This is a genomic window from Micromonospora sp. ATLC16 (assembly GCF_057196645.1).
Map to the genome: position 1 here is coordinate 39,286 of NZ_JBXUOW010000020.1, position 22,112 is coordinate 61,397.

Sequence of the window (22,112 nt, forward strand, 5' to 3'; positions counted from 1 at the left end):
GTGACCGACACCCCACCCGGCGCCCTGCCGACGCCCATTGTGCCCGGTCTGACTGATTTACACGTATTCGCCCGGGGTGGCTACGCCACGGTCTACCGGGCGACGCAGATCTCGGTGGGACGCGAGGTCGCCGTGAAGGTGGAGAACCGCACCCTGGCCAGTGACCGGGATCAGGCCCGTTTTCTGCGCGAGGCGCGTGCCGCCGGTCGGATGTCGTCGCACCCGCACGTGGTCGACCTGTTCGACGTCGGGGTCACCATCGACCAGCACCCTTACCTGATCATGGAACTCTGCGACGGCTCGTACGCCGAGCGGATGCGCAACTCACCGCTGGGCGCCGTCGAGGCCCGGGATCTCGGCGTCAAGATCGCGGACGCCATCGCCCACTCACACGCGGCCGGCGTGCTGCACCGCGACGTCAAGCCGGCCAACATCCTCCACTCGCACTTCAACCCGGCGGTACTGGCGGACTTCGGCCTCGCCGTGGTCGCCGAGATGCGGGACGCCTCCGTCGCGCTGGAGGTGCTCACCCCGGCGTACGCGCCGCCGGAGATGTTCAGCCACAGTCCGCCCTCGCCGGCCGCCGACGTGTACGCGCTCTGCGCCACCCTCTACGCGGTCATGCACGGTCGGCCGCCGCGCTGGCAGAGCGAGCGCAACCCGAGCCTGGTCACCGTGTTGGAGATGTTCCACCAGCCGATTCCCGGTCTGCCCGGCATCCCGGAGGACCTGGTCGACGTGCTGCGTGCCGGCATGGCCAACGATCCCGGCGTCCGGCCGTCCGCCGCCGAACTGCGCGACATGCTCAGCAACCTGACGCTGGACGGCTCGGCCGGGTCCAGCGGCGGCGCGAACGCCGCGGCGGCACCGATCGGCGGCGCTGCCGCCAGTGGCCAGGATGCCGGCCGTGCGGCTCCGCCGGCCAGGGATGGCTCCACCGAGCGCAGCCGTCGCCGACGCTGGTTCCTCGGGGCCGCCGGGGTGGTCGCCCTCGCCGCCTCGGCAGGTGTCGGCGCCTGGGCGGCCGGTGGTGGACCGTCGCCACAGCCGAGCATGCCGGCGCGCCCGGCGGCCACCGGGATGTTGCGCCCGGGCTGTGCCACTCACCAGGAGGTGCTCCCCGCTGGTGCCCAGTGCGCCGCGGAGTTGGAGTGCTTCGGGCCGGTGCAGGTGCGTGGCCAGTGGGCCGAGGCCAGCCGAATGCCCTGCGACGCCCGGCACACCTGGGAGAGCTACGCCCAGGGGAAGTTGCCGGCCGCGCTGACTGATGCCGGCCACAACGAGATCGTCGCGGATCCAGGTGTGCGCCAGGTCTGCAACGAGGAGACGTTCCGCCTGGTCAGCGGGATGCGTCAGGCGGCGGGATGGAATCTTGAGGTGCTACCGCCGGCCGACGCGGACACCGACCCCACCTACCGATGCCTGGCCGGCCGGGGCCTCAACGGCCTAGCCTCGCCCACGCTCACCAGCGGCTGACCCCCTCCCGAGGGCAGTCAGCGCCCCCGCCGATCGCGTCGATGCCGGTCCCGCAGCGCGCGGACCGCCTCCCGGTCGCCCAGGCTTTCCAGTGTGTCGGCATCGATGCCGGACGGCTCGATGCCCGGCCCTACGGACGGCTGCCCGCGATCCGGTCGAGCGTCCCCGTCCCGCTGCCGAGCAGCGGTGACGGCCACCCCCGCGACGGTGGCGAGCAGAACACAGAGCAGCGCCCCCGCGACGCCGAGCAGATCCTGCCGGCGCCCCACCACCAGCGCCGCGAGCAGCCAGAACGCCGCCAGGGCCGCAGCCACCGCCACGGTCCGAGCGTCGGATCCTGGGAACCGTCTCATCCGTCCAGAATGTCGGAGATTGCCGATCTGTCAACAGCAGCCAGCTTCACCACGCGGAACAGCTGACAAACAACAGCTTGCCGAATGGAGAGGGGGCCGGAACAGTGCCGATCGAGTCGGAAATGCGCCATCACATTGATCGCCCACCTGCTGTCACTCATCAAGCTCTCCGGGCGGTAACCCACGTCGAAACCAATCACCGGATGGTGGCGCCTCGACACGGACGACTACTTTCGGTGCAACCATAAACTCGAAACGTAGCGAGGTGGCCATGGCGGTAAGCCTCTCCAGTTCCCGGTGGCGTGCGGCGGCGACCACCGCGGCGGTCGCCCTGACGCTGCTGCTCGGCGCGGCGGCCGGCTGCGACAGCCAGAAGGAGCCGGAACTGCCGTCCGTACAGGAGAAGCTGCGCGAGTCCCACATCTGGGGCCAGCCCGTCCTACGAATAGGGGTGGCCGACGACGAACCGCTGATGGGCGAGGTACGCGACGGGAACCACATCGGCTTCGACGTCGAGATCGCCCGGTACATCGCCGCATCCCTCGGCTACGAGGGGGAGCACCGACTGGAATTCGTGGCGGTGTCCACCGAGGACCGGATTCCGGCCCTCCAGGGCGGAGTGGTGGACCTGGTGGTCTCCAGCTTCTCGATCACGGAAGAACGCAAGAAGCTCGTCAGCTTCGCCGGTCCGTACTTCGTGACCACCCAGGAGGTGCTGGTGCCGACCCGGCACAAGGACACCATCCGCACCATCGAGGACCTGCGGAACCCGAAGTACCGGATCTGCACCAGCGGCGGCTCCACCACCGAGGCGGAACTGGAGGAGAATCAGGTCCGCACGCTGGTGGTCAAGGACGTCTGGGACTGCGTCAAGGGAATCCGCGCCGGCAAGTACGACGCGGTCAGCTCCGACGAGACGATCCTGGCCGGCTTCCTGGCCCGCTACCCGACCGAGTTCGAGATCGTCGACATGCCCTTCGGCACCAGCGAACTGCTCGGCGTCGGGGTGCCGATCGGAGACCCGGCCCTGCGCGACCTGGTCGCCTACTTCCTCGACAAGAGCTACCAGGAGGGGCGCAGCGGGGAAGCCAGCCCGTGGCTGACCGCGTACAACCGTACGTTGGGGCCGTGGCTGCGGGGCGAGAAGCGGCAGCCGCAACCGCTCGACGTGCCGAGGTTGGTGGACTTCGACGACAAGGCGCCACACCGATGACCCCGGCACCCGCCACCGCTCCCGACGAACCGGGCGCTGGCCGCCCACCGCCACCCGTACCGCGGGCCCCCGTACCGCCGACCGCCGCGCCGCCTTCGGCGTTGCCGAGCACGACGGGACGGATCGAGTCAGCCCCCGTTGCGCTCTGGACGAAGGCCGCCGGCGGCTGGGATCCGGCCGAGCGTCGGGCGCGGGCCAGCCAGTCGTTCTGGACGGCCGTGGTCGGCGTACCGGCGATCTTCTCGGTGCTGCGGCTCGGCATCGAGGCCGGTGGAGAGTTGCAGACCACCTTGCTGCTGGTGGCCAACGTGGGACCGGTCAACCTGCTCGCCGGCTTCCTCACCACGGCGGCCCGCCTGCTCTCCACAGTGCTGGTCGCGGTGTTCGCGCTCGGCGGGGTACTCGCCGCCAGCGGACACCGGCTGACCCGCCGACCGCTCTTTGCCCGGTGGATGGAGATCACGCCGGGCTGGTTCGTCGCGGCGAGCTTCCTGATGGCCCTGGTGACCTGGCCGCTGCTGTATCTCCCGCTGCTGCTGCCCGCCGTCGCGGCGGCCTTCCAGCTCCGGCCGGAACGCCTGCACGAGCGTCCCGCCCTCCGTGTCCTGATCGTCGTCGCGGCGTACGCCGGTTACCTCTGGCTGCTCGTGCCGACGCTGCGCGACGCCGGGCGGCAGGGCGAGCCCCTGCCGATCGTGTTGCTGGTGGTACCTCCGCTGTTGGCTCTCTTCGTCGCCGGTCCGCTGCCCCGGGCGGTCATCCGGCCACTCGCCCCGGTGACCCAACTCGCCGTGCTGGTGGTGCTGGTCTGGGCGGCGCTGCCGGTGATCAGCACGCCGGTGCTGCCGCTGACCGTGACCACGGTGGGCGATCCCGGCGCGACCTCCGCCGAGGCCACCGAGGAGATCCGTGGGCACGTGGTGACCACCGACGATGTGAACATGGTGATCCTCCAGGAACGCGGCGGGGTGCGCTACGTCCCGGTTGACCAGGTACGCGGGCAGGTGCTCTGCCCGTCGGAGGAGGAACTGCCCCGGTACCGGTTGCGCGTCCACGACTTCCACGTCGAGGACTCGCTGCTGGAAGGACTGGGCCGTCGGGTGCGCCCGGTCCACCGGGTCGACGCCGCCTGCCGCTGATCCCGGCTGACGGCGCTGCGGGTTGCGGCATGTTGCGTCGCCGGCCGCGTACTTCGCCATGTTGGCGGATATCCCGGCCTCCAGGTCGCGGCCGGCGTCGTAGAGCGCCGCCGCCTTCTGGATCATCAGTCGGGCCAGCTCCACCTGCACCGCCGCGTGCGCGAGGGGATGTGCGACTCCCTGGTGGGAGCCGATCGTCCGGCCGCCCCACACCGAACGGGTCGCGGTGTACTCGCAGGCGCGTTCGATGGCGTACCGGCCGGTGCCGGCGCCCCGGCGGCATGCCGACGCTGCCCGGACTGATTACCAGCCGCCGGTCGACGAGCCGGGTGAACGGCATGTGCGTGTGCCCGCCACGAACTGGCGCGGCGGCCAGGTCCTCGCCACGACACTGCCAACGTTCCTGATCACCGCACTGGACACCGCCCGGATCGCGCAGGGCGGGCTAGCCGGTGGAAGAGCGCGTGAGCCGGGTGGGTGTCAGACGCGGGCGCGGCGGGCCAGGCGCTCCGGGTCGAGGATGATGATGCTCTTGCCGTCCAGCCGGAGCCAACCGCGCGAGGCGAAGTCCGCGAGGGCCTTGTTGACCGTCTCCCGGGAGGCGCCGACGAGCTGGGCGATCTCCTCCTGGGTCAGGTCGTGCGTCACCCGCAGCACGCCGCCGTCGCGGGTGCCGAAGCGCCCCGCCATCTGGAGCAGGTTCTTCGCCACCCGGCCGGGCACGTCGGTGAAGATCAGGTCCGCGAGGGCGTCGTTGGTCCGGCGCAGCCGGCGGGCCAGCACCCGCAGCAACTGCTCGGCGATCTCGGGCCGGTTGTTGAGCCACGGCCGCAGCGCCTGCTTGCGCAGTCGGGCCAATCGGCTGTCGGTGACCGCGGTCGCGGTCGCCGTACGCGGACCCGGGTCGAAGAGCGACAGCTCGCCGACCATGTCCGACGGACCCATCACGGCGATCAGATTCTGCCGGCCGTCCGCCGCCCGGCGGCCAACCTTGATCTTGCCGGACAGCAGGATGTAGAGACTGTCGCCGGGCTCGCCCTCGTTGAAGACGACCTCGCCCTTGCGGACCTCAATCGTCTCCATCTCCTTGGCGAGCGCCTCGGCCGCCTCCGGGTCGACACCCTGGAAGATCCCGCTGCGGGCCAGTACCTCGTCCATCGCGCACCTCCGGTTGCGCGTGCCGTCTGCTCGGCCTGGGTCCGCCGTCCGCTGATCCCTCGCGCGCCGACCAGTCTAGGCGCACGTGAGCAGGAATCAGAGGTGCACCCCTGGAATCTTGATCGTTGGGCGTAACGCGCCCGTCGTGATCACCCTTTAGAATCCCGCCCCTGGTCAGGCCGGGATCGGCGGTGCGGACACCCGGACGTAGGGTCACCGGGTGCTGCCCGAACCCGTGCTGGCCACCCGGCGTGAGGACGAACGTGACGTCCCGGTGCTTATCTGGCATGCCGAGCGGGTGCTGCGGGCGGTCAGCTCCGCCCCGCTGGGCGGTGGGATCGGCGTACGGCGGTGGGTGCTGAACGCGACGGTGTCGACGTCGTACGACCGGAACGACCCCGCCGACCACCTGGCCGAGCTGGCCCGGGAGCTCGGCCTGGACGGGCCCGGCGTGGGCCTGATGACCGGCGTGGACGTGGCCGAGGTGGTGCGGCGGACCGACACCGGCGTGCAGATCTGGGCCACCGTCGGTCTGGGTACGCCGGTGCCAGCGGCGGCACCCACGGTGGCGGCGCCGGCGCAACCGGTCGGCACGGTGAACATCGTGGCGTACGTTCCGGCGCGGCTCGGCGACGCGGCACTTGTCAACGCGGTCGCCACGGCCACCGAGGCGAAGGCGCAGGCGATCGCGGAGTTGGGGCTGCCCGGCACCGGTACGCCCACAGACGCGGTCACCGTGCTCTGCCCGCCGGACGGGCCGATCAACGCCTACGGCGGACCCCGCTCCACCTGGGGCGCGCCGCTGGCCCGGGCGGTGCACGCCGCAGTGCTGTCGGGGGGCCGCGACACCGTCGTGCCATGGTCGGATCGGCTCCAAGGCTGAATCTCCCACCCGATCGGCGGTCGATCCCGCGATATCCGCCCGGTAGGGTCGCGCACGATGTACTCTTCCGGCCCCTCCGTGCCCCGGCCCCGTCGCCGCACCCTGGCCGCAGTGGGGGCGCTCCTCGCCGCCCTCCTCCTCGCCGCCTGCGCCAGCACCGACGAGGGGCCGCTCTGGCAACCCGGCACGGGCGGTGGCGAGGGCGCGCCCGTCGAATCGGCCGCCCCCGAGGTCAAGAAGATCTCGCTTTCCGCCACCGGCGACATCGTGATGGCCATGGCACCCGATCGGCTCCCCCCGAACAACGGCAAGGGTTTCTTCAACTCGGTGAAGAAGGCGCTCGCCGCCGACCTGGTGATGGGAAATCTGGAAGAGCCGTTGACGGTGGACACCGGGGCCGGCAAGTGCGGTGCCAACTCCACCAGTTGCTTCCAGTTCCGAGCGCCGCCGGAGTACGCCGCCCATCTCGCCGATGCCGGTTTCGACCTGCTCAACCAGGCCAACAACCACGGGTACGACTTCGGGCCGAAGGGCTACGAGAACACCCAGCAGGCGTTGGAGGAGCACGGGCTGGAGCACACCGGCGCACCTGACCAGATCACGGTCGTCGAGGTGAAGGGCGTCAGGGTCGCCGTCGCCGGTTTCTCGTCGTACCAGTGGTCGAACAGCCTCACCGACATTCCGGCCGCGAAAGAGGTGGTCAAGAAGGCCGCCGGTCAGGCCGACATCGTCGTGGTGCAGGTACACATGGGGGCCGAAGGGTCGGAGATGACGCGGGTGCGGCCCGGCACCGAGATGTTCCTCGGGGAGAACCGGGGCGACCCGATCAGGTTCTCCCGTGCCATGATCGACGCCGGTGCCGACCTGATCGTCGGGCACGGCCCGCACGTGCTGCGCGGGATGGAGTTCTACAAGGGCAGGCTGATCGCCTACAGCCTGGGCAACTTCGCCGGTGGCGGCAACTCGCTCAGCAACAACGGTCGGCTCGGCTGGGGCGGCGTGCTGAAGGTGTCACTCGAAGCCGACGGCACCTGGGCCGGCGGCTCGTTCACCCCCACCTACATGGACGGGGCCCGCAAGCCGACGATCGACCCCGACGATCGGGGTCTCGGGCTGCTGCGGGACCTCACCGAGCTCGACTTCGCCGAGACCGGTGCCCGATTCACCGACGCCGGAAAGATCAGCCCGCCCGACGCGGACTGACTGCGCCGCCACGGGCGTCCGAGCCAGTCGGACCGGCGACGTAGGCTGGCCGTCGTGACCAGAAGCGCCACCGAGACCGACCTGGGACGCACCCGTCGCGCGCGGCGGATCGGCCGGGTGCTGACCGAAACGCATCCCGACGCGCACTGCGAGCTCGACCACGGCAGCCCGCTGGAACTGGCCGTCGCCACCATCCTGTCGGCCCAGTGCACGGACAAGAAGGTCAACGAGGTCACTCCGAAACTGTTCGCCCGCTACCCGACCGCCGCCGACTACGCCGGGGCCGATCGCGGCGAGGTGGAGGAGATGATCAAACCGACCGGCTTCTACCGCAACAAGACCAACTCGCTGATCCAACTGGGCCAGGCACTGGTCGAGCGCTACCACGGTCGAGTTCCCAACCGGCTTGCCGACCTGGTCACCCTGCCCGGGATCGGTCGCAAGACCGCCAACGTCATCCTCGGCAACGCCTTCGACGTGCCCGGCATCACCGTCGACACCCACTTCCAGCGGCTGGTGCGGCGCTGGGTGCTGACCACCGAGACCGATCCGGTCAAGATCGAGCACGAGATCGGGGCGATGTTTCCGAAGCGCGACTGGACCATGCTGTCGCACCGGATCATCTTCCACGGCCGCCGGGTCTGCCACGCCCGCAAGCCCGCCTGCGGCTCGTGCACCCTGGCGAAGCTCTGCCCCTCGTACGGCACCGGCCCGACCGAACCAGCCGCCGCCGCGAAGCTGCTCAAGGGGCCCCGCGCCCGTTCCCTCGCGGCCGCCGCCGGCGTCGATCCCGAGCTGGTGCCGGCGCAGGCGGTTGAGGCGGAGGCACCGTGAACCGCCGGCTCGCGCTGCTGACCCTGCCGCTGCTGCTGGTGCTCGCCACCGCCTGCACCGCCGACCCCGAGGCCCCCGCGCCGGCCGGACCGGCCACGGCGGCCGCCCGCCCGTCACCCTTCGAGGACTGCGGCGGGCTCACCGACGGCCCGGCCGACCCCGGTGGGGGAGAGCTGACCGGCGATCCGCTGCCCGAGTTGACCCTCACCTGCTTCACCGGCGGGTCCCCGGTCGCCCTGCGGGACATCAGTGGACCGGCAGTGGTGAACATCTGGGCCTCCTGGTGCCCGCCCTGCCGCAAGGAGCTTCCCTCCTTCCAGCGGCTGCACGAGCGCGCCGAGGGGCAGCTGCGGGTCATCGGGGTGAACACCCAGGACAGCCGCAGCGCCGCACAGTCCCTCGGCGAGGACTTCGGCGTACGGTTCCCGATGCTGTTCGACCAGGGCAAGGCGTTCCAGCGGGCCCTGGAACGCAGCGCGTTCCCGATGACGGTGTTCGTGGGTGCCGACGGCGGCGTCCGGTACATCGACACCTCGGGCGCCCTCGACGACGCCAAACTCGCCGAACTCGTCCGGCAGCACCTCGGCATCGCGGTACCGGCGTGAGCGAGGTGCCAGCCAGCGTGAGCCCGGGCCGGGAGACGTCCGGCGCGTCACGGCCGGTGCCGGACTGGCTGGACCCGCTGCTGGTCCGGCTCGGCACCGCGCGTACGGAGGACTTCACCCAGCTGCATACGCCGGACCAGGGTGGCCGGGAAAGCGCCGTGCTGGTGCTGCTCGGCGAGGACGCCGTCACCGGCCCGGACGTGCTGGTCCTCCAGCGGGCCGCGACCCTGCGCAACCACCCCGGCCAACCGGCGTTTCCCGGCGGCGCGGCCGACCCGGAGGACGCCGACGCCGCCGCCACGGCGCTGCGGGAGGCGAACGAGGAGGTCGGGCTCGACCCGGGCAGCGTCACGGTGCTGGCCCAACTGCCGAGGTTGTGGATCCCGGTAAGCGACTTCGTGGTGACGCCGGTGCTCGCCTGGTGGCACGCGCCGCATCCGGTGGACTCCCGGGAGCCGGCCGAGGTGGCGCACGTGGCCCGCCTGCCGATCGCCGAGCTGATCGACCCGGACAACCGGGTCCGGGTACGCCATTCGAGTGGCTGGGTCGGCCCCGCCTTCTCCGTACGCGGGATGCTGGTCTGGGGGTTCACGGCCGGGGTGCTGGCCGCGCTGCTGGACATGGGAGGCTGGAGCCGCCCGTGGCCGCGCAGCCGAGTGATCGATCTTCCGCCGGTCGGTGCCTCGCCCGCTCCGTCGGCCGGCACCGACGAGATCGACGAGAGCGCCCTGCGCTGATCTGACCGTCACCTTACGCAAGCGATCGTCTTCGCCTGAGCCCTAGCCCCGTACGCTTGAGCCGTGTCGGCCGTGGATCTCGTCCTGCTGTTGCTCATGCTCGTGTTCGCGATCAGCGGATACCGACAGGGGTTCGTCATCGGCGTGCTCTCGTTCTCCGGGTTCTTCCTGGGTGCCCTGATCGGCCTGCAGGTCGGCCCGATGTTCGCCCAGCAGTTCGTGGACAGCGGCACCCGAGTGCTGATCTCACTGGTCGCCATCTTCGGCCTCGCCGTGGTGGGTCAGGCACTGGCCGGCTGGCTCGGATCGCACCTGCGCCGCACCATCGCCAGTGATGTGGGACGACGGGCCGACGACATCGGAGGCGCGTTCGTCTCGCTCTTCGCGGTGCTGCTGGTCGCCTGGCTGGTCGCCGTGCCGCTCGGCTCCTCCTCGCTGCCCTGGCTCGCCGCCTCGGTGAAGAGCAGCGCGCTGCTCAACGTGGTGGACCGGGTGCTGCCCGACCAGGCTCAGCAACTCTCCACCGCACTGCGCGACACCGTCGACACCAACGGCTTCCCCGACGTCTTCGACGGGCTGCGACGTACCCAGGCCCGGCAGGTCGAGCCGCCCGACCCGGCGCTCGCCGGCTCGGAGGTGGTGAGCAACGGCCAGCGCTCGGTGGTGAAGGTGCTCGGGTCGGCACCGAGCTGCTCGCGCCGGATCGAGGGGTCGGGCTTCGTGTACGCCGACGACCGGGTGATGACAAACGCGCACGTGGTCGCCGGCACCCGTTCGGTCGCGGTGGAACTGGGCGGGGACCGGTACGAGGGCGAGGTGGTCGTCTACGACCCCGACCGGGACCTGGCCGTGCTCTACGTGCCCGGGCTGCCGGGCCCGTCGATGCGGTTCGCCGCCGGCAACGCCTCCACCGGCGCGGACGCCATAGTGCTCGGTTTCCCACTCGACGGGCCGTACAACGCCCAGTCGGCGCGGATCCGCGACGTCGATCGGATCACCGGGCCGGACATCTACTCGTCGGGGGACGTCAACCGGGAGATCTACACGATCCGGGCCCTGGTCCGGAGCGGCAACTCGGGCGGTCCACTGGTCTCCTCGAACGGCCTGGTGCTCGGGGTGATCTTCGCGGCGGCGGCCGACGACCCGAACACCGGGTTCGCGGTCACCGCCGCCGAGGCCCGACCGGTGGCGCTGGCCGGCGCCGAACGCACCCGGGGCACCGACACCGGCGACTGCACGTGACGAGGGTCAGCCCGACCGGCGGCCCGCCCGGACGGTGAACGCGGCGGTGGTGGCGACGACCACCGTCGCACCAAGCAGCCACCCGGCCAGCACGTCGCTGCTCCAGTGCACGCCGAGCGCCACCCGGCTGAACCCGGTCACCAGGGCGATCGTCAGCGCACCGAGCCAGACCGCCGCGCGGGCCGCGGAACGGGGCCTGGTCCGGGGCCGGAGCACCACCACCAGCACCCCGGCGGCGAGCATCGCGTTCAGCGCGTGGCCCGACGGAAAGGCCAGACCGGGCGCCTGCGCCACCGGGTCGGGCAGATCCGGTCGCTGCCGGCCGACGAGCAGTTTGAGCAGCGGCCCGAGCAGACCACCGAGCACCATGGTGCTGGCGACCCAGCCGGCGAGCCGCCGCGCACCGTCGCGGGCCAGCCAGATCACCAGGACCAGCGCCACGGCCCGCAGGGGCATCGGCGCGAAGGCGTCGGTCCAGAAGCTCATCGCCCGGACCCAGACCGGGTGGTCCTGGGCGTACCCGTGCAGGTGGGTGGTGATCGCCAGGTCGAGTCGACGCAGCGGCGGCCAGTCACCCAGCACCAGCGCGGCCAGCAGCGCGATCGGCGTAGCCAGCAGCACGCCGGAGACGGTGTGGGCCGGCCGCACACCTGGCCGGTCGTCCCGTTGTCCGACCCGGTCCGGACCGGCGGGCGGTGTCGGATCGACTCGTTCGAAGGCGTCCACGGCGATGGTTGTACCGCGCTGAACGGGACCGCCCCGGGCAGATGCGCGAAATTGCGGCGGGATACGTCGATCGGGGTCGGTCAGCGGCGCGCCTGCCGGAACCGGCGCACCAGCAGCGCCGCCCCGGTGAGCAGTGCGACGAAGATGGCCGAGCCGATCCAGAGCCGCTCCGATCCGGCGTCGTCCTGCAAACCGGCGGCCCGGGCCCGCCACTGGGTCTCCTGCCCGGACCTGGTCAGTCCGAGTTGCTCGGCATCGGGATCACTCGTCGTCACGGAGCCCGGCGCGTGACCGAAGCCGGTCACCCCGGGCGGGTCGTTGTCGTCCAACGGGTTCTTTTCCGTCGACGGCACCTGTGCGGTCAGCGCCGCGACCGGGTCGACCAGCCCGTACCCGAACCGCTCGTCCCGCCCGGTTGGTCCGATGTCCCGGGCGGTGGTCAGCAGCCGGCTCACCACGTCTGCGGCGGACATCTGCGGGTAACGCGACCGCACCAGGGCGGCGGTGGCGGCGACCAGCGGTGCCGCGAAGCTGGTGCCCTGCACCCGCCAGTAGCCGCCCGCCGAACGCGCGCCCACCAGTCCGCTGGCGGGGGCGGTCAGGACGGTGGCACGGCCGGTGATCGCCCCGCTCCACAGGTTGTCGCTGTTGCGCTCCAGGCCGGAGACCGCGATGACGCCGGGTTCGCGGGCCGGATACCACACCTTCGCCTCGGGCGAGGTGGCGAGATTACCGGTGCAGGCGACCACCACCACGTCCCGGGCGAAGGCGTAGTCGATCGCCGCGGCCAGCGCCGCACTGTCGCCGTTACCGCCGAGCGACAGGTTGATCACTTTCGCGCCGTTGTCGACCGCCCATCGCACACCCTTGGCCACGATCAGCGCGTCGTCGTAGCGGTTCTCCGCGTCCAGCACCCGTACGGGCAGGATCCGGGCGTCCGGCGCGAGCCCCACCACGCCACGGCGGTCGTCGTTGCGCCCCGCGATCAGGCCGGCCACCGTGGTGCCGTGCCCGACCGGGTCCGCTTCGGTCGCCCCGATCGGCGCGACCAGGTCGAGCCCGGGCAGCACCTGACCGGTCAGGTCCGGGTGGGAGCCGTCCACCCCGGAGTCGATCACGGCCACGATCACACCGCGCCCGGTCGAGGTACGCCACGCCGTCCGGGCGTTCAACTTGTCGAGCTGCCACTGCTCGTCACGGACCTGGTCGGCGCGTCGCGCGGCGTCGGGATTGTGGGCAGCCGGCGGGCCGAGCGCGGGAGCCTGGACCGGCACGGCGGCGGCGGGCACGACCGCGACGGCAGTCGACAGCGCGGTGGCGGCCGTCGCGAACAGCACGCGGTTGGCAAACCGGCCGGCCCTCGCCGGGCCGCTGTGCCGCAGCCTGGTCACATCCTCAGCCATTCGTCGCGGGACACATGACGATCGGAGATTACCGGGTCCAACCCGCCTACAGGGACGTTCCGTGGAGTCGACGTCACCGTGGCGGCAGGTGAGCCAGTTGGACCAGGCGTACGCCCTCGCGTCGGGTGAAGAGCCGACCGCGCCCGGGCGGCAGCGGACCAGGACGGACCGGACCGACCAGCGCACCCTCCTCCGGGCTGCCCGACATCACCAGGCCCGAGGTGGACAGTTCCCGTAACCGCTGCACCAACGGCTCGTACTGGGCGCGGGCGGCACCGCCGGAACGGCGCGCCAACACCAGGTGCAGCCCGACGTCGCGGGCGTGCGGCAGGTGCTCCTCCAACGCCCGCAGCGGGTTCGCCGGCCCGCTGGACACCAGGTCGTAGTCGTCGACCAGCACGAACAGTTCCGGCCCGGACCACCATGACCGTTCCCGCAGCTGCGTCGGGCTGACCTGCGGCCCCGGTGCGCGGCCTGTCAGGTAACCGGCGGCCGACTCGACCAGGTCGGCGGTGTGTGCCGCCGCGGTGCCGTAGCCGATCAGGTGCTCCGTGGAGATGACGCCGAGCAGACTGCGCCGATAGTCCACCAGGATCACCCGTGCCTGCTCCGGCGTGAACCGGGTGACGATCGAGGTAGCCAGGGCGCGCAGGAACGACGACTTGCCGCTCTCTGCGTCCCCGTAGACCACGAGATGTGGCTCGGTGGCGAAGTCGAGGACCACCGGACGTAGGTCGGCCTCGGCGACACCGACCGGGATCCGCAGCCCCGTCGTGGCGTCGAGGTCGAGGTCGGCGTACGGCAGCACGGCCGGGAGCAGCCGGACCGGAGGTGCGACCGGGCCGGACCACGCGTCGTTGATCCGCCTCACCAGCCCGGCGGTGTCCCCACCGGTCGGCTGAGGCAGCGCTGTGAGGAAGTGCAGGCTCTCCGAGGTGATGCCACGCCCGGCGGTCTGCTCCGGCACGTGCGCCGCCGCCCGTCGGGCGACCAGCGAGTCGGACGGATCACCGAGGCGCAGTTCCAGTCGGGAGCCGAAAAGGTCCCGGATGGCCGGCCGGAAATCCAGCCAACGCACCGCGCTGGCGACCACGTGCACGCCGTAGGAGAGTCCCCGGGTCGCCAGGTCGGTGATCAGCGGTTCCAGATCTTCGTACTCGGTCCGCAGGGTCGTCCACCCGTCGACGACGAGGAACACGTCGCCGTACGCGTCGGTATCGCCCGGGTTGGTGCCGGTGCCGCGCCGCTGTCGCCAGGCGGCCATCGACTCCACGCCCAGTTCGGCGAAGCGGCGTTCCCGATCGGCGAGCACGGTGGACATCTCGCCGACGGTGCGGCGCACCCCGGTGGGATCGGCTCGGCCGGTGACCCCACCGACATGCGGCAGGTCACGGAGCGAGGCCATCCCGCCGCCACCGAAGTCGAGGCAGTAGACCTGAGCCTCGGCAGGCGTGTGGGTGAGGGCCAGCGCACAGATCAGCGTACGCAGCGCGGTGGATTTGCCGCTCTGTGTACCGCCGACCACCGCGACATGACCGGCGGCGCCGTCCAACGCCAACCACAACAGGTCGCGGCGCTGCTCGAAGGGCCGGTCGACGACGGCCACCGGCACCTGGAGGGCACCGTGCAGTTCGGGATTGCCGAAGGTCAGCCCCCGGGCCGGGTAGACCGTGAGCGGGCCGACCAACTCGTCCAGGGCCGGAGCGGCATCCAGCGGCGGCAGCCACACCTGGTGGGCCGGCGCACCCTGCCCGGCCAGCCGGTCGACGAGCAGACACAGCAGGGTCTCCGTGCCGTCCGCATCATCCTCCACGGCCGGCGGGACGGGCGGCTGCGGCACCGGGATGGCGTGGGTGGAGAAGGCGAGCAGCCGGGGACGTTCGGGCCCGGCCGCGTCGGTCGCCAGGGCGCGCCGACGCACCGGGCCGGAGACGTACGCGGTCTTGAAGCGCAGCAGCGGCTCGGTGCCGAAGCGCAGGAAACCGTGCCCCGGCGACGGGGGCAGCTCATGCGCGTCAGGCACCCCGAGCACGGTGCGGGACTCCAGCGAGGAGAAGGTCCGCAGACCGATCCGGTACGACAGGTGGGTGTCCAGCCCACGCAGTCGTCCCTCCTCCAGCCGCTGGCTCGCCAGCAGCAGGTGCACCCCGAGCGAGCGGCCCAGCCGGCCGATCTGGACGAACAGGTCGATGAAGTCGGGCTTGGCCGACAGCAGTTCGGAGAACTCGTCACAGATCAGCAGCAGCGACGGCAGTGGGGGCAGCGGATTGCCGGCCGCCCGGGCCCGCTCGTAGTCGCGCAGGCTGGCGAAGTTGCCGGCTCGGCGCAGCAGCTCCTGCCGGCGGACCAGTTCCCCGTTGATCGCATCGACCATCCGGTCGACCAGCGGTAGCGCGTCGGCCAGATTGGTGATCACCGCAGCGGTGTGCGGCAGCCGGTCGAAGGGCGCGAAGGTGGCCCCACCCTTGAAGTCGATGAGTACGAAGTTGAGCTGCTCGGCGGAATGGGTGGCGGCCAGCCCGAGCACCAGCGTACGCAGCAGCTCGGACTTGCCGGAGCCGGTGGCTCCGATCAGCAGCCCGTGCGGACCCATGCCGCCCTGCGCCGACTCCTTCAGGTCCAACTCGACCGCGCCGCCGTTCACGCCGATCCCCATCGGCACCCGCAGCCGGTCCCGCGGCGACCTCGGAACCCACCCCTGTTCGACGGTGAAGCTCTCCGGCTCGCCGATGCCGAGCAGCTCCGGTAGACCCGGTTCGGCCCCGGGGGCGGCGTCGGCACCCGGGGTGGCGGCCAGCCGCAGTGGTGCCAGCCTTCGGGCCACCGCCTCGACCTCGGCGACCTCCAGCGCGTCGGCCGTGCCCACCTCGGCCGACCCGTCCGAGGAGCGGGAGTGCAGCCGGCCGTCTCGCAGCTCCAGCAGCAGCGAGAACCGGTCGAGCAGGCGCGGCGGCGGGGTGTCCAGGTCGATCAGGGTCACCGCGTCGATCCCGCCGTCCCCGACCAGCTCGGTGGCGCAGGTGCGGTCCCCGCCGTCGAACACGACCACCAGGTGCGGCCCGTCCGTGGCCGGTCCGGCCGGGCTGAACCTCGACCGGCTGGCCAACACCCGGTCGAGCAGTCGTTCCAGCTCCACGGCGGAAGTGGCCACCAGCCGTACCGGGCCGAGAGCGTCGGTGCGGGTGGGGTGCTGGGCGTGCGGCAACCACTTGACCCACTCCCAACGGCCGCGTCGTTCCGGCCCGGCGCAGATGGCGACCAGCAGCTCGTCCGGGGCGTGGAAGACCGCGAGTTGGGCGAGCATGGCCCGGGCCAGCGCCTGCGCGGCCGGCGACCCGGTGGGTCCGGCCGGAGCGGCCCGGACGAAGACCCGGGCGAAGCTGCGCAGCGAGAGAGCCACCGGCAGGTCGGGCACCACCGAGTACGCGTCCAGGAAGCGGCGCAGCGCGCCCGCCGTCATCGGCTCCAGTTCCTCCAGCGGGCGGGTGACCGGCGGCACCAACGGCGTGGCCAGCGTCTGCGGCCCGACGGCGACCCGAATCACCGCGAAATCCGGGTCGGTCGGCCGTCGTTCCCAGACCCGGTGGCTGTGCACCGTCGACCAGAGCAGCGACGGATCGGGGTGCCGGTAGCAGAGGCCGGCGCGTTGCCGCTCCGCGGTCTGCCGGACCTGCCGACGCAGGGTGGCCAGGTGCCGCAGGTAATCCCGGCGGGCGGCCATCATCTCGGACTTCCTCGGACTGCCGGAGGCACTTCCCCACGAGGTGGCCAGCATCGCCAGAGAGGAGAGGCCGAACATGCCGCCGACCACATACGCGTACGCCCCGCCGCCCCGGCCGAACATCATCGCCATCGCGACCGTACCGCCGAGCATCGGCAGCAGCATCAGCAGCTGGTGCCAGCGGGTGTCGGCGCTGGCCGGAATCTCCGGGGGCGCCTGCACCGGTAGGTCACCGACCGGTATCTCGGGCGCCGGGCGTCGGGCCGGCCGCCGGATGACGACAGTGGACACTCGACCTCCCGACTGCGCACGGTGACCCGAGCCTGGCTCATGGTAGGTAAAGTCCTGTCGTCCGCGCAGCAGCAGGCCCGCTCGGGATGGAGGTGAGCCGATGACCGTCGGGCTTGCCCGGCTCACCGTCAGCACGCCCCGACGGCGGGTCGACGTGGCGCTGCCGGACCAGGTACCCCTCGCCGAGTTGCTGCCCGAGGTGCTGCGCCATGCCGGCGACGGGCTCGCCGACGAGGGGGAGCAGCACGGCGGTTGGCTGCTCCGGCGGGCCGACGGCACCGTGCTGACCGGCGGGCAGGCGCTGCTCGCTCAGGGGGTCCGCGACGGCGAGGTGCTGCACCTGGTGCCGGCTCGCACCGAGTGGCCGGAGTTCGAGTACGACGACGTGGTGGAGGCCATCGCCGACGCCGCCCGCCGCCGAGGCGGGGCCTGGTCACCCGGTGCCACCCGGGCGGTGACACTTGTCGGTGCCGGTGTGCCGCTCGTCGTCGGCCTGCTCGCCCTGGCCGCAGGTGGGCCCGGCGACCCCGCCGGCTGGCCGGCCGCGACCGTGGTGGCGGGTCTGCTGGTGCTGGCCGGCACCGTGCTGTCCCGTGCGCAGGGCGACGGTCCGGCCGGCGCCGTGCTGGGCGGACACGCGCTGCCCTACGCGGCGCTGGCCGGCGCCCTCGCCGTCAGCACGGGCGACCAGGTCGGGCCGATCGGCACGCTGCGCTGGGTGGGCGCACCGGAGTTGCTGGCCGGGTCGGTGGCGCTGCTGCTCGCTTCGGTGCTGGGGCTGTTCGGAGTGGCCACCCGACTACGGATCTTCGTGGCCGGCACGGTGGTAGGGGCGGGTGCCGGATCAGCCGCCCTCGGCGGTCTGCTGCTCGGCCCGGCCGACGCGGCGGCCGTCCTGCTCGGCACGCTCACCTTCGCCGTCGGGGCCGTCCCGCTGCTGGCCGTCCGGTTGGGCAAGGTGCCGCTGCCGCCGGTAACCCTGCCCACCGACGCGTCGGATGACTCGGACCAGGCTCGTGACCTGCCGGACCGTGGCCGGGTGCACGCAGCCGTGGCCCGTACCGAGGAAATGCTCACCGGCATGCTGATCGGTCAGGCCGTGCTGGCCGTCGGCGCGGCCGTGATCCTCGTGAGCACCGGTGGCACCGCCGGTCGGCTGCTGGTCGGGGTGACCGCGACGGTGCTGCTGCTACGGGCCCGGCTCTTCAGGACGGTCCGGCACCGAATCGCGCCGGTGCTCGCCGGCCTGGCCGGGTACGCGGTCCTCGGCGGGGTGCTGGCCGGGGCCGCTGACCCGGCGGTGCGGCTGATCCTGGTCACCGGCGGGCTGCTGGGCGCGCTGCTGGTGGTGGCGGGCGGCACGACGTACGCCCGCCGGCCGGTCTCCCCGTATCTCGGGCGGGTCGCCGACCTGGCCGACACCCTGCTGGTGGTCTCGGTGGTGCCGGTCGCCTGCGCGGTGCTCGGCCTCTACGAGCGGGCCCGGGGACTGCTCGGCTGAGCGACCCCCGGACTCGTCGGACACCTCAGTGGGTGGACTCGCCGCGCTCCTCGGCCTCCCTGGCGCGCCGGTACGAAGCTCGGATCTCGGCCTCGGCCTCGGTGCGCCCCACCCAGGTCGCGCCCTCGACCGACTTGCCCGGCTCAAGGTCCTTGTACACCTCGAAGAAGTGCTGGATCTCCAGCCGGTCGAACTCACCGAGGTGGTGGATGTCGCGCAGGTGTTCCTGCCGCGGGTCCTCGTAGGGAACGCAGAGGACCTTGTCGTCGCCACCCTTCTCGTCCGTCATCCGGAACATGCCGATCGTGCGGCACCGGATCAGGCAGCCGGGGAAGGTCGGCTCGGGCACCAGCACCAGGGCGTCCAGCGGGTCACCGTCCTCGCCCAGGGTGCCCTCGATGAAGCCGTAGTCCGCCGGGTACTGCGTGGAGGTGAAGAGGGTGCGGTCCAGCCGGATCCGCCCGGTCACGTGGTCCACCTCGTACTTGTTGCGGTGACCCTTGGGGATCTCAACCGTGACGTCGAAATCCATCTGCACGCTCCCTCGTTGGCCCACGCTGGCTTGACGGAACCGGCGGCGGAGCCGGGCGGGCGATTGCCGACCCGCCGACTCCGGCCGCCGCATAGTCTTCGGACCGAAGTAGTGTCACCCAGGCCGGTTCCCGGTGGGGAGGAGGGGGTCGTGGGGAGGGAAGATTCACACTACCGTCCCGGCGGTGCCGCCGAGGGCGGTGCGAACCAACCGCCGGCCAAGCCGGCCGCCGGGCGGGTACCAGTGCCGGACGCGCAGGTCCTCCGGCCACAACATCCAAATCCGCTCGTCACACCCGGTGCCGTCGTCCCCACGAGCCCGGCCGGGCCGCCGACCGGATCGGCAACCGTGCCGGTGCGCCCGGCCCCGGTAGTGCCGGCGGCCGGCACGTCGGGTGATCCGTCGGCCGGTGTCGCACCGCCACCGGTCGGGCCGGTACGGCGCAGTCGGCTGCCGCTGGTGCTCGCTGCCGTGCTGGTGCTCGTGCTGGTCGCGGTGGGTCTGGTCGTGGTCCGGCCCGGGCCGGTGGGCCGCTGGCTGGTTGACAAGTCCCCGACACCGACGGCAACCGGGGCGGTGGAGCCCGCGCCGGTCCCGGTGCTGGCTGCTGCCGACATCGGCGCGCCACCGCCCAGCACGGACGGGCTCCGGACCATCCTCGAACCGCTGATCGACGACACCGCGCTGGGCGGCCGGGTCAACGTGGCGGTGGCCGACGCGCTCACCGGGGAGATGCTCTTCGAGCGCGGTGGCGGGGAGGGGACCGTGCCGGCCTCGGTGACCAAACTGGTGACCGCCGTGACCGTGCTGACCGCCCGAGGTCCCGGCCATCGCATCCCGACCCGGGCGGTAGCAGGCGCACAACCCGGCGAGGTGGTTCTGGTCGGCGGCGGGGATCCGACGTTGGCAGCCGACCCGAAGGGCTTCTACCCGGGCGCGGCCAACCTTACCGACCTCGCCGACCAGGTCCGAAAGGCGCTGGGCGGGGTCGCACCAACCAGAGTCGTCGTCGACTCCTCGCGGTACTCCGGCCCGGTGTACGAACCCGGCTGGGACGACGACATTCCCACCGGCGGGTACGGCGGGGCGATCACCGCGCTGATGCTGGACGGAGCACGCGAGAATCCGAAGGCCGGCCCCGGCTGGGCCGAACGCGTTGCCGAACCGGACCTGGTCGCCGGCCGTGCCTTCGCCAAACTGCTCGGGGTGCCGGCCAACACCGTACGCAAGGGCACCGCCCCGCCGACGCCGACCGGGACGACCGCGACGACCGCGACGGAACCGGTCGGCGGCGGTGGACCCGGTGCCGAACTCGGCGTGGTGCACTCGCCGCCGCTGATCCGGCTGGTCGACATCATGATCAGCGACAGCGACAACATCGTCGCCGAGGCGCTGGCCCGTCAGGTCGCCCTGGCCCGCGACCGGCCGGCCTCGTTCACCGGCGCCGCGACGGCGATGGCCGAGGTGGTCTCCGAGCTGGCCCTGCCGGCGGCTGGGCTCGACCTGGCCGACGGCAGCGGACTGTCCCGGAAGAACCTGATCAGCCCGGCCCTGCTGACCGAACTGCTGGCGCTCGCGGCGAGCCCGGACCGGCCCGAGCTGGCTGGCATCTTCGGCGGCCTGCCGGTCGCGGGCTGGTCCGGCACCCTGCGCGACCGGTATGGCGCGACACCCGGCACCGCCGGCGGTGCCGGTGTGGTCCGTGCCAAGACCGGCACGTTGACCCGGGTGCACGCCATCGCGGGCGTGGTGACCACCACCGAGGGCCGCCTGCTCACCTTCGCGGTGCTCACCGACGACGTGCCGCCGGACGGGATGGAGCCGGCCCGGGCTGCGCTGGACAGGATCGCCGCCGCGCTGGCCAGCTGCGGCTGTCGGTGAGCGGATCGGCGAGCACCGGTCGGCGGGCGTCATGCCCGGTGGGGCGGGGTTGTCGCTGGTCCGTCGCCACCCTGCCGGCGGACCAGCACCGCTCGGCTCGTCGGGTGGGTGTCGCGGCGCGGGTACGGTGGGTTGCATGGCGCAGTTCGTGGACTGGGATCTGGCCACCGCGACGGCGGGGGCCCTGGGTAAGGCAGGCCCTCGGGTGACGTACGCCGAGGCCACCGAGGTGGTGTCCGAGCTGCGCCGGTTGACCGACGAGGCAGCCGGGCACGTCGCCGACTACACCGGGCTGACCTCGCAGGTCGCCCATCCGCCGGTGCGGGTGGTCGATCGGCGTGACTGGGCGGCGACCAACATCGCCGGACTCCGCGAGGTGATCACCCCGCTGGTCGGCCGGCTCGCTCAGGACAAGCAGCCCGGTGCGCTCACCGAGGCGATCGGTTCCCGGGTTACCGGGGTGCAGGCCGGCACCGTGCTGGCCTATCTCTCCGGCCGGGTCCTCGGGCAGTACGAGGTCTTCTCCGCCAACCCGGGGCAACTGCTGCTGGTCGCGCCGAACATCGTCGAGGTCGAGCGCAAGCTGGGCGCGGATCCGCGCGACTTCCGGCTCTGGGTCTGCCTGCACGAGGTGACCCACCGGACGCAGTTCACCTCGGTGCCCTGGATGCGGGCCTACTTCCTCGGCGAGGTGCAGGCGTTCGTCGATGCCGCCCAGGGTGGCGAGCACCTGCTGGAGCGGCTGCGCCGAGGGGTGAGCACCCTCGCTGACGCGGTTCGGGACCCGCAGAGCCGCTCCAGCGTGCTGGACATCGTGCAGACGCCGGGGCAGCGCGCCGTGCTGGACCGGCTGACCGCCCTGATGACCCTGCTGGAGGGGCACGCCGAGTTCGTGATGGACGGCGTCGGACCGCAGGTGATTCCGAGTGTGGAGCGGATCCGAGCCGGCTTCAACCGACGGCGCGAGGCCGGCAACCCGGTGGAGAAGGCGATCCGGCGGCTGATCGGCATCGACGTCAAGATGCGGCAGTACGCCGAGGGCCGCAAGTTCGTGCACGCCGTGGTGGACCGGGTCGGGATGGCCGGCTTCAACCGGGTCTTCGATTCGCCGCTGACCCTGCCCCGGCTGTCTGAGCTGAGCGAACCGGACGCCTGGGTGGCGCGGGTGCACGGGCCGGCCGGCCCGGTGCCGACCGCCGGCTGAGCACGTCGCC

At 72.1% G+C, this 22,112-nt stretch carries 18 protein-coding genes and 1 pseudogene; 12 read left to right on the forward strand and 7 right to left on the reverse strand.

The features are described from left to right. The gene (locus tag AC2CHE_RS11250; RefSeq protein WP_484504847.1) at positions 1-1,476 is read left to right on the forward strand and encodes a serine/threonine-protein kinase; all 1,476 of its coding nucleotides are present in this window, start codon (positions 1-3) and stop codon (positions 1,474-1,476) included. Positions 1,477-1,493: 17 nt separating this feature from the next. On the opposite strand, the gene AC2CHE_RS11255 is transcribed toward AC2CHE_RS11250, so the two are convergent. Next, entirely contained in the window at positions 1,494-1,829 is a 336-nt protein-coding gene (locus AC2CHE_RS11255) for a hypothetical protein (protein ID WP_484504848.1), read from the reverse strand. 271 nt (positions 1,830-2,100) lie between these two features. Between AC2CHE_RS11255 and AC2CHE_RS11260 the strand changes: the two genes are divergently transcribed. Next, positions 2,101-3,042 carry a transporter substrate-binding domain-containing protein gene (locus AC2CHE_RS11260; protein ID WP_484504849.1) on the forward strand — a complete coding sequence of 314 codons (942 nt, stop codon included), beginning with the start codon at positions 2,101-2,103 and terminating at the stop codon, positions 3,040-3,042. Then, a complete protein-coding gene (locus tag AC2CHE_RS11265; protein WP_484504850.1) occupies positions 3,039-4,181 on the forward strand; it encodes a hypothetical protein in 1,143 nt (380 codons plus the stop codon). The genes AC2CHE_RS11260 and AC2CHE_RS11265 overlap by 4 nt, the downstream gene beginning before the upstream one ends. Positions 4,182-4,214: 33 nt before the next feature. On the opposite strand, the pseudogene AC2CHE_RS11270 reads toward AC2CHE_RS11265, so the two are convergent. Continuing rightward, positions 4,215-4,448 (reverse strand): annotated as a pseudogene (locus tag AC2CHE_RS11270) (acyl-CoA dehydrogenase family protein); the annotation flags it as partial. Between the two features lie 213 nt (positions 4,449-4,661). Then, positions 4,662-5,339 carry a Crp/Fnr family transcriptional regulator gene (locus AC2CHE_RS11275; RefSeq protein WP_013736306.1) on the reverse strand — a complete coding sequence of 226 codons (678 nt, stop codon included), beginning with the start codon at positions 5,337-5,339 and terminating at the stop codon, positions 4,662-4,664. A gap of 220 nt (positions 5,340-5,559) precedes the next feature. Between AC2CHE_RS11275 and AC2CHE_RS11280 the strand changes: the two genes are divergently transcribed. From AC2CHE_RS11280 to AC2CHE_RS11305, 6 genes are all read left to right on the forward strand, one after another. Beyond that, complete coding sequence (locus tag AC2CHE_RS11280) at positions 5,560-6,222, forward strand: adenosylcobinamide amidohydrolase (protein ID WP_484504851.1); 663 nt, start codon at positions 5,560-5,562, stop codon at positions 6,220-6,222. A 57-nt stretch (positions 6,223-6,279) separates the two neighbouring features. Continuing rightward, on the forward strand, positions 6,280-7,425 hold the full coding sequence (locus AC2CHE_RS11285) for a CapA family protein (protein WP_484504852.1): 1,146 nt from the start codon (positions 6,280-6,282) through the stop codon (positions 7,423-7,425). Positions 7,426-7,479: 54 nt separating this feature from the next. Further along, a complete protein-coding gene (gene nth / locus AC2CHE_RS11290) occupies positions 7,480-8,259 on the forward strand; it encodes an endonuclease III (protein ID WP_484504853.1) in 780 nt (259 codons plus the stop codon). Beyond that, positions 8,256-8,864: a TlpA family protein disulfide reductase gene (locus tag AC2CHE_RS11295; protein WP_484504854.1), complete on the forward strand. Its 609-nt coding sequence runs from the start codon at positions 8,256-8,258 to the stop codon at positions 8,862-8,864. Before nth ends, AC2CHE_RS11295 begins: the two co-directional genes overlap by 4 nt. A gap of 5 nt (positions 8,865-8,869) precedes the next feature. Then, complete coding sequence (locus AC2CHE_RS11300; protein WP_484504875.1) at positions 8,870-9,601, forward strand: NUDIX hydrolase; 732 nt, start codon at positions 8,870-8,872, stop codon at positions 9,599-9,601. A gap of 63 nt (positions 9,602-9,664) precedes the next feature. Next, a complete protein-coding gene (locus AC2CHE_RS11305) occupies positions 9,665-10,843 on the forward strand; it encodes a MarP family serine protease (protein WP_484504855.1) in 1,179 nt (392 codons plus the stop codon). 6 nt (positions 10,844-10,849) lie between these two features. On the opposite strand, the gene AC2CHE_RS11310 is transcribed toward AC2CHE_RS11305, so the two are convergent. From AC2CHE_RS11310 to eccCa, 3 genes are all read right to left on the reverse strand, one after another. After that, entirely contained in the window at positions 10,850-11,491 is a 642-nt protein-coding gene (locus tag AC2CHE_RS11310; RefSeq protein ID WP_484504876.1) for a phosphatase PAP2 family protein, read from the reverse strand. A gap of 158 nt (positions 11,492-11,649) precedes the next feature. Then, on the reverse strand, positions 11,650-12,972 hold the full coding sequence (gene mycP / locus AC2CHE_RS11315) for a type VII secretion-associated serine protease mycosin (protein ID WP_484504856.1): 1,323 nt from the start codon (positions 12,970-12,972) through the stop codon (positions 11,650-11,652). A 73-nt stretch (positions 12,973-13,045) separates the two neighbouring features. Continuing rightward, positions 13,046-16,984, reverse strand: a complete 3,939-nt coding sequence (gene eccCa, locus AC2CHE_RS11320) for a type VII secretion protein EccCa (protein WP_484504857.1) — start codon at positions 16,982-16,984, stop codon at positions 13,046-13,048. Positions 16,985-17,084: 100 nt separating this feature from the next. Here eccCa and eccD point away from each other — a divergent pair, with 100 nt between their 5' ends. Next, entirely contained in the window at positions 17,085-18,485 is a 1,401-nt protein-coding gene (gene eccD, locus AC2CHE_RS11325) for a type VII secretion integral membrane protein EccD (RefSeq protein WP_484504858.1), read from the forward strand. Positions 18,486-18,510: 25 nt separating this feature from the next. On the opposite strand, the gene AC2CHE_RS11330 is transcribed toward eccD, so the two are convergent. Then, positions 18,511-19,017 (reverse strand): inorganic diphosphatase, encoded by a 507-nt coding sequence (locus tag AC2CHE_RS11330; RefSeq protein ID WP_484504859.1) that lies wholly within the window; start codon positions 19,015-19,017, stop codon positions 18,511-18,513. 372 nt (positions 19,018-19,389) lie between these two features. Here AC2CHE_RS11330 and dacB point away from each other — a divergent pair, with 372 nt between their 5' ends. After that, positions 19,390-20,898 (forward strand): D-alanyl-D-alanine carboxypeptidase/D-alanyl-D-alanine endopeptidase, encoded by a 1,509-nt coding sequence (dacB, locus tag AC2CHE_RS11335; protein ID WP_484504877.1) that lies wholly within the window; start codon positions 19,390-19,392, stop codon positions 20,896-20,898. A 136-nt stretch (positions 20,899-21,034) separates the two neighbouring features. Beyond that, positions 21,035-22,102, forward strand: coding sequence for a zinc-dependent metalloprotease (locus tag AC2CHE_RS11340; RefSeq protein WP_484504860.1), 1,068 nt, complete (start codon positions 21,035-21,037; stop codon positions 22,100-22,102). Positions 22,103-22,112: the final 10 nt, after the last annotated feature.

What these genes read in the sequence shown, in the direction of transcription:
- AC2CHE_RS11330 (WP_484504859.1), bottom strand. Translation starts at nt 19,017, where the DNA reads ATGGATTTCGACGTCACGGTTGAGATCCCCAAGGGTCACCGCAACAAG.
- AC2CHE_RS11255 (WP_484504848.1), bottom strand. Translation starts at nt 1,829, where the DNA reads ATGAGACGGTTCCCAGGATCCGACGCTCGGACCGTGGCGGTGGCTGCG.
- AC2CHE_RS11265 (WP_484504850.1), top strand. Translation starts at nt 3,039, where the DNA reads ATGACCCCGGCACCCGCCACCGCTCCCGACGAACCGGGCGCTGGCCGC.
- AC2CHE_RS11285 (WP_484504852.1), top strand. Translation starts at nt 6,280, where the DNA reads ATGTACTCTTCCGGCCCCTCCGTGCCCCGGCCCCGTCGCCGCACCCTG.
- AC2CHE_RS11340 (WP_484504860.1), top strand. Translation starts at nt 21,035, where the DNA reads ATGGCGCAGTTCGTGGACTGGGATCTGGCCACCGCGACGGCGGGGGCC.
- eccD (WP_484504858.1), top strand. Translation starts at nt 17,085, where the DNA reads ATGACCGTCGGGCTTGCCCGGCTCACCGTCAGCACGCCCCGACGGCGG.
- AC2CHE_RS11260 (WP_484504849.1), top strand. Translation starts at nt 2,101, where the DNA reads ATGGCGGTAAGCCTCTCCAGTTCCCGGTGGCGTGCGGCGGCGACCACC.
- AC2CHE_RS11275 (WP_013736306.1), bottom strand. Translation starts at nt 5,339, where the DNA reads ATGGACGAGGTACTGGCCCGCAGCGGGATCTTCCAGGGTGTCGACCCG.
- mycP (WP_484504856.1), bottom strand. Translation starts at nt 12,972, where the DNA reads ATGGCTGAGGATGTGACCAGGCTGCGGCACAGCGGCCCGGCGAGGGCC.